Raw genomic sequence first — 17,341 nt, 5'->3', positions numbered from 1 at the left:
TGATAACATCCATCATCTTGCCGTACCTGACCCCGACTTCTAATCGTACCTGTGTGGAATTGAAATAATATTTCCTCTTTGGAGAAGTTGGTGGCATTGCCACTTCTAATCGTACCTGTGTGGAATTGAAATCGAAGTCGGTTAGCTTTTCGACCCCTTCCTGGAAAACTTCTAATCGTACCTGTGTGGAATTGAAATCTTTTAATATATCCCTACAGTGTTGTTCTGAATAACTTCTAATCGTACCTGTGTGGAATTGAAATCGTCCAGCGGTGTATTACCGGCCTTGTTGTAAACCGCTTCTAATCGTACCTGTGTGGAATTGAAATTCAGCAGCCCAAACAGCACACCGGCCAGCAGCATCGCTTCTAATCGTACCTGTGTGGAATTGAAATACAATTTGTCCTTCTTTGACTTGGACTAAGCCTAGTGAACTTCTAATCGTACCTGTGTGGAATTGAAATGCGTTAGGGTCGCGTTGTCCGAGCGCCGCTTGACCACCTTCTAATCGTACCTGTGTGGAATTGAAATGTTGATGCCCAGTCGAATAACTCGCCGTGGGTTTATCTTCTAATCGTACCTGTGTGGAATTGAAATTTAGTTGATTGTTGCTTTAAAGTTTTTGGAGATGGCCTTCTAATCGTACCTGTGTGGAATTGAAATTCCTTTTGGGGTCCCACGCCGCAATTGATGGGCGGGCTTCTAATCGTACCTGTGTGGAATTGAAATTGGCTTAACTGGGGATTTTAACGCCACTTTGGGCATCTTCTAATCGTACCTGTGTGGAATTGAAATATGTTTGTTTTTAGAGCCTTGGTAGCCTCTAAACTTCTTCTAATCGTACCTGTGTGGAATTGAAATTTTATCACGAGCCGGTAGACGGCTTGGAGGTAGACCTTCTAATCGTACCTGTGTGGAATTGAAATGATCACGGAGCTTTGGCGCTTGCCGGAGCAGGGCATGCTTCTAATCGTACCTGTGTGGAATTGAAATAAGGAGCTTACTGACTTGGCGGTGCAGATCGGCAAGCTTCTAATCGTACCTGTGTGGAATTGAAATACGGCCACAGCGTTAACACTCCGCGTTCAGGAGGGACTTCTAATCGTACCTGTGTGGAATTGAAATAGCCTTGCCCGCTCAACGATCAACGCGTTCTTTTCTTCTTCTAATCGTACCTGTGTGGAATTGAAATATCGAATTTGAAACAATAGACGGACATTTATATGCACTTCTAATCGTACCTGTGTGGAATTGAAATCTCTTTAGCGTTAAAGTTCTTACCTGAAGGTTGCACGCTTCTAATCGTACCTGTGTGGAATTGAAATACAGTTGCCCAAATACTACAAGCTTTCAAGGGAAAGGCTTCTAATCGTACCTGTGTGGAATTGAAATGATTAGAACCCCACTTCTGGCCACTGTTCCACATACTTCTAATCGTACCTGTGTGGAATTGAAATGGCTTAGTACTTCCGGCTCCCGCACGAACGGACGGCTTCTAATCGTACCTGTGTGGAATTGAAATTTTCGTAGACATCGCTTGAAAGGGTTTGCAGCTTTACTTCTAATCGTACCTGTGTGGAATTGAAATCAAGCAGCTCTTTCAAAGCCTGGCCCTTGCGCCGCCACTTCTAATCGTACCTGTGTGGAATTGAAATGTGGACATTGGGCGGCTGTTTGATTCGGCGGGAAAACCTTCTAATCGTACCTGTGTGGAATTGAAATAAAGCACCTCGGTAGACTCCATGCCATCCTGGGTGTACTTCTAATCGTACCTGTGTGGAATTGAAATATGCAAGGCGCTTCGGGAAAGTCCTCAATGATGACTTCTAATCGTACCTGTGTGGAATTGAAATGCGCATTGTAATTATATGGCCTGTATTGATCCAGACCTTCTAATCGTACCTGTGTGGAATTGAAATTTTTTGTCTTTCTCGAATCCGTTTTTGCCTTCTTTGGCTTCTAATCGTACCTGTGTGGAATTGAAATATACGGTCAACAAAGAAGACGTTATTCGCGATGGGTGCTTCTAATCGTACCTGTGTGGAATTGAAATCTAAGAGGATTTCTTTCAGCGTTGCTGTTGATGCGCCTTCTAATCGTACCTGTGTGGAATTGAAATCATGTAGGGATTTCCGTAGTTTTGCTGGTAATGGCTTCTAATCGTACCTGTGTGGAATTGAAATAACGGCTCCCTGAAAGCGTCCAACGCGGAATCTTACTTCTAATCGTACCTGTGTGGAATTGAAATTTTGGGGCTAGCCTTTCCATTAACAGCTTTTCCACACTTCTAATCGTACCTGTGTAGAATTGAAACCACTGACGGGATCCCAAACCCCTAAAAAAGCAATGTCTTTCGTAACTGCGTAGAATTGTATAAGCGTGGGTTGTTATTAGTGCCTAAGAAAGTTCTAGAGCAGTTTATAGCCTACTATATATATACCCTCTCAACCATCAACCTACCTTCTGGTCTTTTGGGCAGAAATAGGTGGTTCGGCCACCAACTTCGGTTTTCTCAATGCGCGTGGCGCAACGAGGACAGAATTTATGCGCATTGACATCGTCATACGGCGAATTGTCCCACTCGCGGACGTGAATTAGAAAACCAGCCGGAAAATCACGGTACTGCGCTTCGTGGCGAATCGCCGTTTCCAGAACATAGCGGATGGCCCTGTGCAACGCCGAAAATTGGTCATCAGTTAGCGTATTGGCCCGTTGTTCCGGATGAATAAGGGCCTGAAATAAAACTTCATCCACAATCCAGTTACCTAGTCCGGCGACCGTGCTCTGATCCATAAGGACGGGTTTGATGAATGCTTTTTTAGGCTTGATTTGGGCCGTTAGCTCGGAAAGTGAAATGCTTAAACCATCCAAACCAATCTTTTTACGCTGTAAATACGTATCTATGTCCTCAACAAGTCCGATTCGTTCAAACTTACGCGGGCAAATAAACCCAAGATTGAAACCCGTGCGGAAGTAGAAAACAATACGCGCGTACTTGGGTCGATCGAGGGAAGAATGATAATAGGCCAGGTCGCCGGTCATCCCAAAATGCATGTGAAGTGTCACATCCGGGGAGTCGGTCATAACAAATAAATTTTTGCCAACCCGGCGCGTACCGGTGAACGAACGTCCGACCAACGCCGCACGAAGATCCGCAAAATTAGTTGTCAATAATTTAGGATCTTCAACATCCAAATCATCAATGGGCTGGTGTAAAGACGATGTTTCCAGGTACTGGCGGTAAATTTCAACCTCGGGAAGTTCAGGCATAAAAAAAATGACAAAGGACTCAGTCTATAACCAATTGAAGCACCTTTGGGTTAAAGGCTGATAATCAAGAGGAACCAATAACTAATAAAATTCCGTTATCATATATAACAAATGGAGGAATGTTAACGTTATTGCTAAAGTCGTATCCACAAAGTGACTGGCTATTCGCTGTTTAGACAATATTTGTTACTAAAAAACGATTATTTGGAAGAGAATTTTTACACAATTATCTGTCTAATTGTTTAACAAAAATGTAATGTAAATTATGGAGAACAAACAGCCCAAAGCGAATGGCGCACTGATTGCAGCCTTAATTATTATGACAATTTTGGCCGGTGTATCAAGCTATCTCTTGTTTGAACAAAAGGATGTCACTAAAAACCAGGAATCTACGATCGCGACACGCGTTGAAGAGTTGACAACTACGCGGGTTAAGCTGGATTCGATTTCAACGGCATTGGATGCTAAAATTGCGGAAGTGCAGAAATTAGGCGGCGATGTAACCGAACTGGAAAAAGTGAAAGTACAGTTACAACGTGATAAAGATGCCTTACGCCGTGGCCAGCGGATTTCGATTTCCAAGTATGAGCGCAAAATCAAAGAATACGTAGCCTTCCTGGCCGAGAAAGATACCTTGATCGCGCAGCTACGTACCGAAAATGAGTTGTTGGTTACAAACAACCAAACACTGAACGACGAAAATACCACCCTGAAAACGGAGCGCCAGACGCTGGCCGATTCAGTAGGTAAAATCACCGCTGTCAACACGGATCTTAGCGATAAAGTAACCCGCGCTTCGGCACTTCGGGCACAAAACGTCCGGATCTTTGCCCTGAACTCGAAAGGGAAAGCACGTGATGCATCTGCCGATGAAGTGAAAGCGCGCCGGGTCGATAAAATCCAGGTGAAATATACGCTTCTCGATAATCCGTTAACTAGACAAGAAGAGAAAGATGTCTTTTTGCGGGTGCTTGATCCAACAGGGGCAGTGATTTCGGATGAAAGTACCGGTTCTGGACAGTTTAACTTCAACGGCCAGGACATGATGTATACCGCCAAACAAACCATTCCTTATACGAACAACAACCAGAATGTGGACTTTACGTACACACGCGGTATGTCGTATAAACCGGGTAAATACACGGTAGAACTTTATGCCGAAGGCTTCCGCATTGGAGAAGGTTCCTTTGCCATCAAATAAGTAAGCTTTTCGCTTCCTGAAGAAAGCGCTGCAACCAATGTTGTAGCGCTTTCTTTGTTTTATCGTGAAGATGAGGTAAAGTCGGAAAAATCAGAATTATCTACGTGGTGAAGTAGCTTCTACTTTAGATTCAATCTAAAATATAATGTCAATTTAATGATTGAAAGTTAGATACTCCCTGATTTTATCCGTATCTTCATGAAAATTATTAGTTTAAAGATGAAAAAGGGTATTGTTAAGTTTTTCAATGAAACGAAAGGGTTCGGATTCATTAAAGTAGAAGATTCTTCTGAAGACATTTTCGTGCATGCATCTGGCCTTCTGGACCAAGTTCAGGAAAATGATGAGGTTCAATTTGAAGTAGAACAAGGAAGAAAAGGACTGAACGCTGTTAAAGTACAGCTGGTCTAACCGATAATTGACAATCGACAACGCTGAGATGATGTTAATTGCTTGCACTTCTCAGCGTTTAGTTTAGCAAAGAATTATAAAGGGCTTAATAGCCCTTTATTGCTTTTAAGGGACTTTAAAAAGCCCAATACCATATTCCTACTCCTGACTATAAAAATTTGCGAGCAAACAAGATGAGTAAATGCAGGGTAAAGTTCTCAAATAAGGATAAATCAAATTTTTTTCAGGTACTGCGCGAGCGAGTAGAGCTTCATTTCAAAGAAAGCGATCGGTCTAAATTTGGAGGAACGTCACTGGTTATAAAAGGGATCTTTATGATTAGTTTGTTCCTGGTTCCTTACGCGCTAATACTGAGCAATACGTGCCCACTTTGGCTAATGACCTTGTTGGCCTTCATTATGGGGATTGGCATTTCTGGAATCGGAATGTCTGTCATGCACGATGCCAATCACGGTTCCTTTTCCGCTATATCCTGGGTCAACACTTTATCCAGTTCTTCCCTGTACCTGCTCGGTGGCAACGTCTTGAACTGGCGGGTGCAACACAACACACTTCATCATACCTACACCAACATCCATGACATGGATGAAGACATCACGGGGAAGCCTTTGCTCCGACTTTCACCCAGTGAGCGACCCAAACAGTATCATCAATACCAGCACATTTACGCCTTTTTGCTTTACGGACTGATGACGTTTTCCTTTTTTGTAAAGGATTTCCGGCAGGCATATCGGTATAGTCGGGAGAAAGAGTCTAAAGTCGTTAAGCCATTTACCCGGATGGAATTGACCGTTTTGTTTCTGAGTAAGCTATTTTATCTGGTATTTATTGCTGTATTACCCATCTGGCTCACTGATCTGACGTTTGTTCAATGGCTAATCGGGTTTTGTATCATGCACTTCACGGCGGGTCTGATTCTAAGCATTATATTTCAGATGGCTCACATTGTCGAAGGGGCAGAACATGCCATGCCGGATGAGCAGGGTACGGTTCACAATGCGTGGGCAATTCACCAGGTTCGGACAACGGCTAATTTTGGTTGTCCCGTTTGGGTGTCCTGGTTCATTGGCGGACTGGATTTTCAGGTTGAACACCATTTATTCCCCAATATTTCGCATGTGCATTACCGGGCATTGTCGAAAATTGTCCGACGTACGGCGGAAGATTTTGATATTCCCTACAACGCCAAAAGTTCGCTGCTGGACGCGCTTCGGTCGCACGTTAACATGTTGAAAGAGCTAGGAAATGGAAACGCCTATCACGAGTTTGCCGTTCAGGAAGCGCCGGTAAACCAATTAAGCTAACAAAGAGTAAGGCTGACTTACTCAATGCAAAAAAGGCGCTACACGTAGCGCCTTTTTTGTGTCATACCTCATAACCTAAGCCAACATCAATAGCCGAAAATCTCTTCCAGCGTTAGCTTTTTGACGGTGCCGTATTTAGCTAAATCCGTGGGGTTTACCCGTTTTTCCGAAGCCACAACGCAGTAGGTGTAGGGCTTATTCGCCAGGTATTGCTCGCTAAATTTCTTCAAATCGGTATAGCTGAGGGCATCAAGTGCATCATAGATTTTCTGCCGTTCGTCGTAATCAAGGCCTTTTTCTTCTGCATCCAGGAAACTATAGATGACGCCATCCTGCAAAACGCGCTCTGTTTCGTACGCTTTTTTCATTCCCTTCTTCGCTGATTCTAAGGCTATTGGTGAATCGGGCAGACTATTGAGCAATTCATTCATTCCGGCAACAGCTTCGGGCAGTTTATCCGCCTGGCTTCCGATGTAACCAATGAGCGTATATTGTTCCCCTTTTTTGGGCGGGGTGTTGTAATACGCATACGTTGAATAGGCCAATGCCTTGGATTCGCGCAGCGTCTGAAACACAACCGAAGCCATTCCGCCCCCAAAATAGTTGTTGAAAAACTCGACAACTGGCGCTTGCGCAGGATCGTAGGTATTGGTGTTGCGTACCCACGAAATCTCCGACTGGACCATGTCATAATCAGCAAACAAAACCTGATTGGCATCCTGCGGCAACTGCTTGAAATCCTGCTTGGATGGTAGGGTGGCAAAAGCAGCCGGAAGCTGGTGTAATCCAACAATCTGCTGCTCAAAAGAGGCCAAAGGTTGCGGTCCGTAGTAAATAATCTGGTGCGGCAGCGTAACCAGGCTGTGGATGAAGCCAACTAATTCAGTAGCTGTCACTTTGGCAAGTTCGTCATTGGTTAGCTGGTTGTTGAATGGATTTTTAGCTCCGTATTCCGCATACTGCATCAGGCCCTGCATGATGGCGCCTTTGTTCAGCTTGGCATCAGCACGTTGCTTCAAAATTCGTCCTTTGAGGTCTTCAAGCGCTTTTTCATCGGGTTTGCACGTACGGAGCAGGCTTTCCAGAAGCTTAACCGCCGGAACAAAATTCTCCTGCAAGCCCGTAAGCCGGATGGTTGTGTATTCATTGCCGGGCTGGATGGCGTAGCTACAAGCCAGATTGTAGAACTCGGTACTAACCTGCTCAGCACTTAACTGATCCGTGCTCAGGAACGCCAGGTATTGCGTCGCCAGGCCAAGCAACTTGCTGTGATAATTCCCGATCTTCAGGCGATACCCTAAACGGAAAATGTCGTTCTCCACATTGCTGGCATACAGAACTTCCGAAATGCCCGCTTTACCCCGCTTAACATCTTTTTTGTAATCCAGCCAAACCGGTTTTACGGGAGCCATTTCCGTATCATTGACACTTTTGAGGAAAGGTGATTGCTTATCGGTGTTGGTGGCAACGGGCGTGATGGCGGGTTTCTCTACTTTCTGGATGCTCTTGTCTTCGCCTTTGCGTTTGTAAACGACTACGTAATTATTCTTGAACCATTGATTGGCAAAATCGACGACTTCTTTCTTCGTGATTTTACTCATATCGTCGAGGCGGCGGGTGTAGTCCGGCCAGCTATCGCCCTTGCTGTTGACAAAGGCATCCAGCAGTGGATTAGCCCGGCTGTAGTTATTCTCTAGTTCACGGATGGCGTTCAGCTTGTAGTTATTGACGATAGCACGCAGCATTTTCTCGTCGAACTCGCCTTTCTTCAGCTTTTCTACCTGGCCGATAAGCAGGTCTTTTACTTCTTCCAGCGACTGTCCTTTTTTAGGGCGACCAGACAAGGACCAAACCGAATAATCCTTTAGTTTTTCGAGAGTAGAACCACCGCCCAGAATTTTCTGCTGTTTATTTAAATTAAGGTCGATCAAACCTGCCGCCGAGTTCGACATAATTTCGTCGGCCAGGGTAGCCAGGGTAGCGGCCTTTACGTCCAGAACACCCGGTAGACGGAAGCCAATGCGGACGTTGTCGGGAGTTGGTCCGAATACTTCCCGAACCTGAATGCTGGTCAGCGGAGCCTCGGCAACCGGTTTGTAAAGCTGCACTTCTTTTGGCTTCCAGTAGCTGAATTTCTGGTCGATTTTTTTGATTACCTCGTCTGGATTCAGGTCGCCCGCCATAATGATGGCCATGTTGTTAGGGACGTAATACTTATTGAAGTAATTCCGAATTTCAACCAGCGAGGGGTTTTTAAGGTGTTCTACTGTCCCAATGGTCGTCTGCTGGCCGTAGTTATGCGTTGGAAAGAGCGCGGCCATGAGTACTTCTTCTACTTTCCAGGGATCATTGTCCAGACTGCGGTTTTTCTCTTCGTAAACGGCTTCCAGTTCCGTGTGGAAAATGCGTAAAACCGGCTGGCGGAAACGCTCTGCCTGAAGGGTTAAGTAGCGATCCAGGGCGTTGGAAGGAATATCTTCCAGGTAACACGTAACTTCATAACTCGTGAACGCATTTGAATTTTGCGCCCCCATGTTGGCAATCATCTTGTCGTATTCATTGGCGATGGCAAACTTGGCGGCCTCACCCGATTTCTGGTCAATTTCCCGGTAAATGGCCTTGCGCTGGACGGTATCGGTGGTTTTGTTGTAGCGCTCATACAGCGCATCAATCTGATCCAAAAGTGGCTTTTCTTTGGCCCAGTCGAGGCTACCGTATTTGTCGGTTCCCTTGAACAGCATGTGTTCCAGGTAGTGGGCTAAACCCGTGTTCGTGCGGGGGTCGGTGTTAGATCCCGCTCGCGTAGGCATGAACGAAAAGATGCGCGGCTCTTTTTTATTGACGCTCAGAATAACGCTCAAACCATTTTTTAGCGTGTAAAAACGGGCTTTCAGTGGGTCATTGGGAATATAACGGTAGGAGTAGCCGCCGCTCGTAGCTGTTTGCCACTGCGTTGGCTTTTGAGTCTTCTGGGCTAAATTAGGTTGAATCAGTATCAACATAAAGCCCAGCGAAAGCAATACGTGTTTCATTGATGTAGTTATGGGAGAAAAGTATCCCCTAATTTAACCGCATCCGGTAGCATTTAACACATCGATCAACTTTTTTTATGAGGGTTGACAGGAAAGAAATAAAGCGCATAAAAAGAGCCTCACGCCGAAGTAAATCTTTGGCATGAGGCTCAGACTTGGTACGATAAAAGACCGATTTACAATTTTGCCGTATAGGTTTTGGCATACGTTGTAGCCTTAAATTGCTCAAAAGCCTCTTTTTTGAAGTGGTTCCCGCCAATAAATGTAATGATTTGATGAAAGGCGTTGGCTTCTAGGTAACCAGCAATGGGTTGAATCATGCCCATTTTTTCGTCCAGAAACACCGTTGTTGGGTACGAAAGCTGGTTGTTCATAAGCTTGGCGGCGAGCTGGTGATAACCCCGGCCATTGCCCTGTTCGACAAACGAAAATTTATCAGCGCCAAGCAGGATGTCTTCCCGCTGTTCGGCGTTCAGCTTCACCGCATAATAGTTCTGGTTAACGTAATCAATAACGGCAGGATTCGTAAATGTTTTGCTGTCCATGACTTTGCACCAGCCGCACCAGTCGGTATAAACGTCAATAACAAATTTTTTAGGCTTCTTCTTATGGAGTGTGTAAGCCTCCTGAATGGTTATCCACTTGATTTTAGGAGGTTCCTGCTGGCGAAAGCCCGAAAAGGTGATAGCTACCAATAAGATGGTTATTGCAACTCGATGGAACGTCTTGCTCATAGGGATAGCGGTTATTTCTAAAGGATGGTATTTTAAGCCGCTGGTCACGGTAAAGAGCAGGTATTTTAGGGAAGTTTGCGTAATTTTCTCCTTTTTTGACAGCTTTGTACAGGATTCGTTAATTTTTACATGAAATCAATACGCAAACACTTCGCCGTGGCGACTCTGCTGCTATCTAGCGCAGCACTTCCTTCGCTGGCTCAATCAACGGCTGCGTCGGCAGTAGCCAAATTGCCGGAGGCTCGCTTGTCTTCGGTTGAATTAGAGGCGCAACTGCGTTTTCTGGCGGCCGATGAATTGCAAGGTCGCCGCACAGGCGAGCCGGGCAACTTGGTAGCGGCTCGGTACATCGCCGAACAATTTCGGTTGCTGGGTTTGAAACCAGCGCCCGGTCAGACCGATTATTTTCAGCCAGTGCCTTTCCTGCGGAGCCAGTCGGTTGCTAATGGAACGATGGTGGTGGGTCGCGATACCCTTCGGCAGGGTACTCAGATGGTGGTCATGAACGGCCAGCCAACCAACGTAACCTCCGAAACCGTTTATGTAGGCTACGGTCTGACAGACGCCGCTGATGGATACAACGGACGCGATGTGAAAGGAAAGATCGTTGTTGCGCAGATTGGTGCGCCCGATGCGACAACCAACAGCGGCCTAACCGCAGCTTCTATGCAGAAGCGTAAACTGGCTGCCGAAAAGGGGGCTTTGGGCCTGGTTGAATTATACATTGGAGCCACTTATCCCTGGCCGATGATCAGCCGGCGATTGGGTGGCGAACAGCTTTCGCTGGCCCCCGACGGAGCTGGAACCGCGTTACCTTTGGTACATATCTGGGCGGATAACGGAAAAAACCAGTTAGCGGCTTTACGGGAAAACGGCAAAACCGTCTCCATTCGGACATCGGGCCGTGCGCAAAACGTGGTCAATTCGATGAATGTAGTTGGGATTATCGAAGGAACAGATCCCAAACTCAAAGCCGAATACGTGCTACTAAGTGCGCACTTCGACCATGTGGGTGTGGGCAAGCAGGGTGGACAGGCGTACACGCCCGCTGATAGCATCTTTAACGGAGCTCGCGACAATGCAATGGGCGTAGTTGCCTTATTATCAGCAGCTAAAACATTAAAGGCGCAGCCACCCAAGCGGTCGGTGATCGTTGTGGCGCTGACCGGCGAGGAGCTTGGACTATTAGGAAGTCGCTATTACGCCGAGCATCCGCTTGTCCCGCTGGCAAAAACGGTCTTTAACCTCAATACGGACGGAGCAGGTTATACCGATACGTCCATTATTTCGGTATTGGGTCTGGAGCGCACCGGTGCCAAAGCAGAAATCGAAGCGGCGGCTAAAGCGTTTGGCTTGGGCGTTTTCGCGGAACCCGCACCAGAGCAAAATCTTTTTGACCGCTCGGACAACGTCAATTTTGCGGTGAAAGGTATTCCATCACCTAATCTTTCTCCTGGATTTAAGCAATTTGATGAAGCGCTAGGGAAATATTACCACCAGGCGGCGGATAACCCAGACAGCGTTGATTTTGCGTATTTACTCAAGTATAGCCAGGCATATGCCTACGCAGCCCGGCTGATTGCCAACCGTTCAACGCGTCCACAGTGGTCAGCGGGAGATAAATACGAAGCAGCGGCTAAAGCACTGTATAAATAAAAAAAGGAGTTAAGAGGGATGATTTATACCCTCTTAACTCCTTTTTATTGCAGAATTTAATAGCTCCGGCCTACTCCGAAACCATAACCCAGCAGTAACTGGAAGGTAGAGTTGCGGACAGTACCATTGTTAATATTGTCTGGTGAGTTGATGTATCCTGGCTTATCATACGTAAAGTCAGTTAAACCCAGTGTATAGCGTGCATCGATGTGCAAACGCTGGGCACTTCTAACCCGAAAGTTAAAGCTAAGCCCAACCGTAGCGCCCAATTCGGCGTTGCGGAAGAGTTCCTTGTTTTTCACATCGGGGCTAGTGCGGTCAGCACCTATCATTAGGCCAAGGTTTGGTCCCAAGAATAAATTCGGGCGGAAGTTGCCGCTCCGGTTCATGAAATAACGGAATAAAACAGGTACTTCCAGATAGTCAACCCGCTGCCGGTATTTGTAGGTTCCTTGCTGATTGGCCTGGTCAAAACGAAAGCCACGTTGCGAATATAGAACGTCTGCGGAAACGCCAAAATGGTTAACATCACTATACATGATGAAACCGCCCACTGCTAGACCCGGTGCTAATTTTGTGTTGTCAATAGCTCCAACGGCGGTGGATAAATTTAAGCCGAGCCGTGGACCAGCGCTCCAGCGTTGCTGCGCAAAAACAGATGAAATTGTAAGCGACAGCAAGCCTACAATCATAATTACTCCTCTTTTCATAGTGCTTTTAGAGAAATTGTTGGGTTAACAAATTGATAAACGGAAGCCTTAAGTAATTGTTTTGGCCTTTTTGGAGCGCAATACTACGCTTTTCGCTTAAAACGCGGCTATAATATTACTGAGTGAACACGTAAATTTTCTTTGCTACTTGCCTGTACAAGTACTCATGGAAAAGCAATTTCCCATTCTACACGGCTGCTGATGGGTTTATTTTTTCGGATAGCAGGCTGCCAGCGGGGCGACTCCCGGATGAGCCGAATCGCCTCTTCGTCACAGCCGTAACCCAATCCTTTAACGACTCTAATTTGCGTAAGCGTACCATTTTTTCGAACCTTGAACCGTAGCTTGACTGTGCCTGAGACTTGGTTTTCGGTGGCGGCTAAGGGAATTTTTTTCTGAGATCGAACGTATTCGGCAAAGCCTGTGGCGGGGCGAGCTTTCTGAGAGACCTTCGCAACGGATCCTGTGATATCCGCTTTTTTTTGTGTGCCGTATCCAACAATGATTACTTCGTTCAAGACCTGCGGATCAGGTTTTAGGGCAATAGTACCAGCCAGTAAATCCTTTGAGGAGACGATCTTGGGTTTATATCCAATGTACGATACCATCGCCGAATCCAGTAGCCGAAGGTTTTTGTTCGATTCGAAGCGCCCAAGGCTATCTGAAACAACGGCGTGTTTCTGCTTCAAAAACGAGATGGTTACACCGGGCAACGGCTCTTTTGTTTCCGCATCGATCACCCGCCCGCTAACGGTCATCGGCGCTGGTGCAAACGGTTTCTGCCTAGCGGCGGACATGGCTATCTTAGGTTGAGCCATCGAAAACGATTGCCGTAAAGTGTCAATTCGTTGCGGGGCTTCAACAGCAGAAACGGTTGTTTGCGGTGCATCGGTATCCGCCACTCGCTCCGTGGGTGGGCTTGCTAGAATTTTGTCGTCGGTAGGTTGCCGGGTTTGGGGCGCTTTTCGTTGACGAGGTAAAGCAGGAGTAAGGGGTTTGGCGGATAAGCGCTCAACCGGTTGTGAACTGGTTGGCGGGGCTTGCGGAACTGCCGGAGCTTCGCGTTGCGGCGTCACGGCAACCGAGCGTTGGGGCGCATCCTGCCTAAGATACCAAAAGAAAAAGGCTCCCAGCAAGACAGTAACCGAAGCGGCAGCGGCCCACCAGCCTACTGGCAAGCGTCGTTCTTTGGTTTCCGGCTTCACGCGCTGTTGCAACCGCTGCTGCAAATCGGATATGGCGGGTGCCAACGGTTTCTGGTGCGTTTCCAACAGCTCGAAACCTTCCAGAGCTTCATCGTACAGCGGCTCTTTAAGTAGCAGACGCTCAATGCGGTGCCGCTCCGCCGCGTCGAGTTGGCCGCTTCGGTAGCGGTGTAAATCGTCGGCTGAAAGCGGTTGGTCGTTATGTTGGTTTTCTTTACTCATTGCGACCTTCCATGCATCTTTTTAAGTTTCTGCGGCCATTCTGTAAATAACTTTTTACCTGCTTTAAATCATAGCCAGTCTGGGAAGCAATGTCGGCATAGCTTTTCTGATCCAAATAAAATAAAGCGACACTTTTCTGCTGTTCGGCGGGCAAGGCCTGGAGGCAATCGTCCATGCGCGTTAGGGTTTGCTCCAGATCGGGCGCGTCGGTATCGGAAAGCGAAGCGAAAGGAAGCTCATCCGTTTCTTCACTCGAAAAATCATATCCATTGACCAGCAGTTTGCGTTGCCGGATTTGCATGAGGCAATAATTGCGGGTCGTTGCGTAGAGCCAACTTTTAAAATTACGGATCTCGTGCTGCTCAACGTCTTTGATCAATTGCTCAAACAAAACCATAACGGCATCTTTACTTTCTTCTTCGTCCCGCAGGTAACGAAAACAAATGGCGTATACCATCTCCATGTAGCGTTCGTACAGTTCGCCCAGCAATTCCAGACTGCCCGTAGCTTTATAGGCCGACACATAGTCGGCATCGGTGCTAGGCTTTGGTTTTTGGAACCGCTTTAAAAACATGCTGTTACGTAACTGACTAATTTTTTTTACCGCTCGTATGGAATCCCGAATGCATCTGCATCTCTAAGAGAAAAAAGGCATCCTAATTCCATACAATCATGCACATTTTATTTTCATTTTTTCTACTAAGCCTCTTTTTTCAGCAAAAAGAAGGCGCTGCTGGTTCGGCAGATACAACGCGCACCATCACCGGAACTGTCACGGATCTACTGAATAGCCAGCCGCTTCCGGGAGTGCAGATTATTGTCAAAAATAAACGCATCCAGGCCGTTACGGATACCTCGGGACGCTATGTTTTGCGCAATGTACCGAGTGAACCTCAGATGTTGACATTTACTTTTATTGGGTACAAAGCAACAACGATTCCGGTCAAAAAAGGCCAGGTAGTTGCCGATGTGCAGTTGGCACCGGACATACAAACGCTCAATGAGGTAGTGGTTGTAGACTATGGTACTTCTCAGAAAAAAGATTTGACGGGCGCAGTAGCTAGTTTTGTGCCTGGTTCGCCCCTTTATACGCGGGCTCGTTTTAACACGGAGGATTATTCGGCTATTAACGAAAACAGATTTCACGATGCCCGCCAGCAACCCGTCACGACTTTTTCGGCAGACGTTGATCGGGCTTCCTATAGCAATGTGCGCCGGTTTATCAACGCGGGAAATCTACCTCCCAAAGATGCGGTTCGCATTGAAGAACTGATTAATTATTTTGAATATGCCTATCCCCAGCCAACGGGCAATGATCCGATAGCCATTCATACTGAGTTGTCCGAATCGCCCTGGAACAAGGGTTTGCAGCTCCTGCGGATTGGCTTGCAGGCCCGCACTATTTCTGCGGAGAAATTGCCCGCCGCTAATCTGGTTTTTCTGATTGATGTGTCCGGGTCCATGCAGCACGAAAACAAGTTGCCACTGGTGCAGTCGGCGCTGAATCTATTGGTTGATCAGTTGCGGCCGCAGGACCGGGTGGCTATGGTTGTGTATGCTGGCGCGGCTGGGCTTGTCCTGCCATCGACGCCTGGCAGCGAGCGCCAGCGGATTAAAGAGGCCATCAACGATTTGCAGGCGGGTGGGTCTACGGCGGGTGGCGCGGGTATTCAACTGGCTTACCAGACAGCCCTGGAATCGTTTCAAAAAGAAGGCAATAACCGGGTTATTCTGGCAACCGATGGCGATTTTAATGTGGGTGAATCGAGCGATGCGGCTTTGCAACGGCTGGTGGAGGAAAAACGCAAAACAGGTATTTACCTAAGTGTATTGGGTTTTGGCATGGGCAATTTTAAAGACAACAAACTGGAAACGCTGGCCGATAAAGGAAACGGCAACTACGCCTATATCGATAACTGGCAGGAAGCCCAGAAAATCTTTGCGAAAGAGTTTGGTGGAACCATCTTCACGGTGGCGAAAGACGTAAAGCTGCAATTGGAGTTCAATCCGGCTCACGTTAAGGCGTATCGGCTCATTGGCTACGAAAACCGGATGCTTCGTAATGAAGATTTCAAGGATGATCAGAAAGATGCTGGTGAAATGGGTTCAGGGCACACCGTAACGGCTTTGTATGAACTAATTCCCGCAGGCGTTGAAAGTCCTTATTTGGCCAAGTCTGATTCCCTGAAGTACCAGAAAAAAGAAATGGCAACGGCTCATAAAGACGAGTTGCTAAACCTGAAGATTCGTTACAAACACCCTCAGGAAGAAAAAAGCCAGTTGCTGGAACATCCGGTTTCGCACCGCCCCCAATCCTGGGCGAAAACGTCAGACGATTTCCGATTTACCGCCGCTGTAGCTGGGTTTGGCTTACTGCTGCGCGACTCGGAGTACAAAGGTGGTGCAACATTTGATCAAATGGCAGCTTTGGCGCGGGAGGCGCTCGGACCGGATACGGAAGGCTACCGCAGCGAACTGATCCGTTTAATAAAGGCAGCTAAAACACTGGATAACAGTGGGGTCGCTAGAAAATAATGATTAAATTTAAGAACATTTGCAACTGTATGTAAAAGGCATGGGTCATAAAGTCAATAACAACCATACCAAGGCAGTTCCTAAAATTGTTCAATTTAATCAACATGAAAAAAATAACCTGGCTAATGGCTGTCTTGATGTGCGTCGGGATGAGTACAGCCTGTCAGAAAGAGGAAGATGTATCGTTGCAGTCAGCAGACAATCCCAGGGCTATTAATGATAAATTACTGGTCAATTCCACCTTTGCTACGGGCGCGGAAGGCTGGGTCGGTGATTATACCGATTATAGCACGGCGCAGGAGGGAATTATGGAATTTCAGTTCAAGCATGAGTCTTTGCCTGCGCCGCTCGATCGTTCGAAGAAATCCCTACTTCTTTCGGGTCACAACCGAAGCGATGACCTATTTCTGTTCATTAAACGGAAAGTAACGGGTTTGCGACCGAGCACAACTTATCGGCTGGTGTTTGAGATCGAGCTGGCCTCAAAGTATCCGACCGCTAGCTTTGGCATTGGTGGTTCGCCGGGAAATAGTGTATTTCTAAAGGTAGGGGCTACCGCTGTTGAGCCGCAGAAGGAAAAGATGGATAATTTTTACGGATTTAACCTCGATAAAGGATTCCAATCGTCGGGAGGCAAAGACATGATGGTGCTCGGCACAATTGGGATTAAAGGGGAAAAAGAAGAATATGAGCTTATCCAGCGCAGCAACGCGCAGCAACCCTTTGCCGCCACTACAAACGATAAAGGAGAAATTTGGTTAACCATCGGGACCGATTCTGGCTTTGAAGGTCTGACAACGCTCTACTACAGCCGAGTTAAGGTGATGGCCTTATAATCGATAAATTATATTTGTTTTTAGCGGAAAAAGAAAGAATTAAAAGACAAACTTTAGCGGTTATTCTGAAAAGTCGTCTGGCAGTAGCCGGGCGACTTTTCTTTTTTTTACCAATCTTGCCAGCACATAAAAGCTAAAAAAATCGGTGGTTTATTTAAGCAGAGACGGGTAATACGGTGATAAATCGTGAAAAAATCATATATGTTATTCCGCGCTATTAAAACT

At 46.7% G+C, this 17,341-nt stretch carries 12 protein-coding genes and 1 CRISPR repeat array (1 of these 13 cut by a window edge); of the genes, 6 read left to right on the top strand and 6 right to left on the bottom strand.

Annotated elements, in window-relative coordinates; genetic code table 11:
- Positions 1-2,314: direct repeats of the CRISPR family, unit length 30 nt; unit sequence CTTCTAATCGTACCTGTGTGGAATTGAAAT (it extends 954 nt beyond the left edge of the window).
- A gap of 137 nt (positions 2,315-2,451) precedes the next feature.
- Positions 2,452-3,270: an Fpg/Nei family DNA glycosylase gene (locus tag L0Y31_RS03340; protein WP_234735718.1), complete on the bottom strand. Its 819-nt coding sequence runs from the start codon at positions 3,268-3,270 to the stop codon at positions 2,452-2,454.
- Positions 3,271-3,535: 265 nt separating this feature from the next.
- Between L0Y31_RS03340 and L0Y31_RS03335 the strand changes: the two genes are divergently transcribed.
- From L0Y31_RS03335 to L0Y31_RS03325, 3 genes are all read left to right on the top strand, one after another.
- Positions 3,536-4,471, top strand: a complete 936-nt coding sequence (locus L0Y31_RS03335; protein WP_234735717.1) for a hypothetical protein — start codon at positions 3,536-3,538, stop codon at positions 4,469-4,471.
- A gap of 219 nt (positions 4,472-4,690) precedes the next feature.
- Positions 4,691-4,882 carry a cold-shock protein gene (locus L0Y31_RS03330; protein ID WP_234737106.1) on the top strand — a complete coding sequence of 64 codons (192 nt, stop codon included), beginning with the start codon at positions 4,691-4,693 and terminating at the stop codon, positions 4,880-4,882.
- Between the two features lie 314 nt (positions 4,883-5,196).
- A complete protein-coding gene (locus tag L0Y31_RS03325) occupies positions 5,197-6,186 on the top strand; it encodes a fatty acid desaturase family protein (RefSeq protein ID WP_234735716.1) in 990 nt (329 codons plus the stop codon).
- 86 nt (positions 6,187-6,272) lie between these two features.
- Here L0Y31_RS03325 and L0Y31_RS03320 read toward each other — a convergent pair whose 3' ends face one another.
- Positions 6,273-9,218 carry a M16 family metallopeptidase gene (locus tag L0Y31_RS03320; RefSeq protein WP_234735715.1) on the bottom strand — a complete coding sequence of 982 codons (2,946 nt, stop codon included), beginning with the start codon at positions 9,216-9,218 and terminating at the stop codon, positions 6,273-6,275.
- 176 nt (positions 9,219-9,394) lie between these two features.
- Positions 9,395-9,952: a thioredoxin family protein gene (locus L0Y31_RS03315; protein ID WP_234735714.1), complete on the bottom strand. Its 558-nt coding sequence runs from the start codon at positions 9,950-9,952 to the stop codon at positions 9,395-9,397.
- A 129-nt stretch (positions 9,953-10,081) separates the two neighbouring features.
- On the opposite strand from L0Y31_RS03315, the gene L0Y31_RS03310 reads away from it, so the two are divergent.
- Positions 10,082-11,608: a M28 family peptidase gene (locus tag L0Y31_RS03310; protein WP_234735713.1), complete on the top strand. Its 1,527-nt coding sequence runs from the start codon at positions 10,082-10,084 to the stop codon at positions 11,606-11,608.
- Positions 11,609-11,664: 56 nt separating this feature from the next.
- Here L0Y31_RS03310 and L0Y31_RS03305 read toward each other — a convergent pair whose 3' ends face one another.
- From L0Y31_RS03305 to L0Y31_RS03295, 3 genes are all read right to left on the bottom strand, one after another.
- On the bottom strand, positions 11,665-12,318 hold the full coding sequence (locus tag L0Y31_RS03305) for a porin family protein (RefSeq protein WP_234735712.1): 654 nt from the start codon (positions 12,316-12,318) through the stop codon (positions 11,665-11,667).
- Between the two features lie 164 nt (positions 12,319-12,482).
- On the bottom strand, positions 12,483-13,745 hold the full coding sequence (locus L0Y31_RS03300) for an energy transducer TonB (RefSeq protein WP_234735711.1): 1,263 nt from the start codon (positions 13,743-13,745) through the stop codon (positions 12,483-12,485).
- Positions 13,738-14,319 carry an RNA polymerase sigma factor gene (locus L0Y31_RS03295; protein ID WP_234735710.1) on the bottom strand — a complete coding sequence of 194 codons (582 nt, stop codon included), beginning with the start codon at positions 14,317-14,319 and terminating at the stop codon, positions 13,738-13,740. The genes L0Y31_RS03300 and L0Y31_RS03295 overlap by 8 nt, the downstream gene beginning before the upstream one ends.
- Before the next feature lie 98 nt (positions 14,320-14,417).
- Here L0Y31_RS03295 and L0Y31_RS03290 point away from each other — a divergent pair, with 98 nt between their 5' ends.
- Both L0Y31_RS03290 and L0Y31_RS03285 read left to right on the top strand, forming a co-directional pair.
- Positions 14,418-16,280 (top strand): vWA domain-containing protein, encoded by a 1,863-nt coding sequence (locus tag L0Y31_RS03290; RefSeq protein WP_234735709.1) that lies wholly within the window; start codon positions 14,418-14,420, stop codon positions 16,278-16,280.
- A 104-nt stretch (positions 16,281-16,384) separates the two neighbouring features.
- Complete coding sequence (locus L0Y31_RS03285; RefSeq protein WP_234735708.1) at positions 16,385-17,116, top strand: hypothetical protein; 732 nt, start codon at positions 16,385-16,387, stop codon at positions 17,114-17,116.
- Positions 17,117-17,341: the final 225 nt, after the last annotated feature.

The organism is Tellurirhabdus bombi (assembly GCF_021484805.1).
GTDB lineage: Bacteria > Bacteroidota > Bacteroidia > Cytophagales > Spirosomataceae > Tellurirhabdus > Tellurirhabdus bombi.
Note: the sequence above shows the minus strand (reverse complement) of the source record. Positions and strands in the feature narration are given on the sequence as shown.

Coding starts and splice junctions, on each gene's coding strand:
- L0Y31_RS03310 (WP_234735713.1), top strand. CDS start 10,082: ATGAAATCAATACGCAAACACTTCGCCGTGGCGACTCTGCTGCTATCT.
- L0Y31_RS03315 (WP_234735714.1), bottom strand. CDS start 9,952: ATGAGCAAGACGTTCCATCGAGTTGCAATAACCATCTTATTGGTAGCT.
- L0Y31_RS03290 (WP_234735709.1), top strand. CDS start 14,418: ATGCACATTTTATTTTCATTTTTTCTACTAAGCCTCTTTTTTCAGCAA.
- L0Y31_RS03340 (WP_234735718.1), bottom strand. CDS start 3,270: ATGCCTGAACTTCCCGAGGTTGAAATTTACCGCCAGTACCTGGAAACA.
- L0Y31_RS03320 (WP_234735715.1), bottom strand. CDS start 9,218: ATGAAACACGTATTGCTTTCGCTGGGCTTTATGTTGATACTGATTCAA.
- L0Y31_RS03305 (WP_234735712.1), bottom strand. CDS start 12,318: ATGAAAAGAGGAGTAATTATGATTGTAGGCTTGCTGTCGCTTACAATT.
- L0Y31_RS03295 (WP_234735710.1), bottom strand. CDS start 14,319: ATGTTTTTAAAGCGGTTCCAAAAACCAAAGCCTAGCACCGATGCCGAC.
- L0Y31_RS03335 (WP_234735717.1), top strand. CDS start 3,536: ATGGAGAACAAACAGCCCAAAGCGAATGGCGCACTGATTGCAGCCTTA.
- L0Y31_RS03330 (WP_234737106.1), top strand. CDS start 4,691: ATGAAAAAGGGTATTGTTAAGTTTTTCAATGAAACGAAAGGGTTCGGA.
- L0Y31_RS03325 (WP_234735716.1), top strand. CDS start 5,197: ATGATTAGTTTGTTCCTGGTTCCTTACGCGCTAATACTGAGCAATACG.
- L0Y31_RS03285 (WP_234735708.1), top strand. CDS start 16,385: ATGAAAAAAATAACCTGGCTAATGGCTGTCTTGATGTGCGTCGGGATG.
- L0Y31_RS03300 (WP_234735711.1), bottom strand. CDS start 13,745: ATGAGTAAAGAAAACCAACATAACGACCAACCGCTTTCAGCCGACGAT.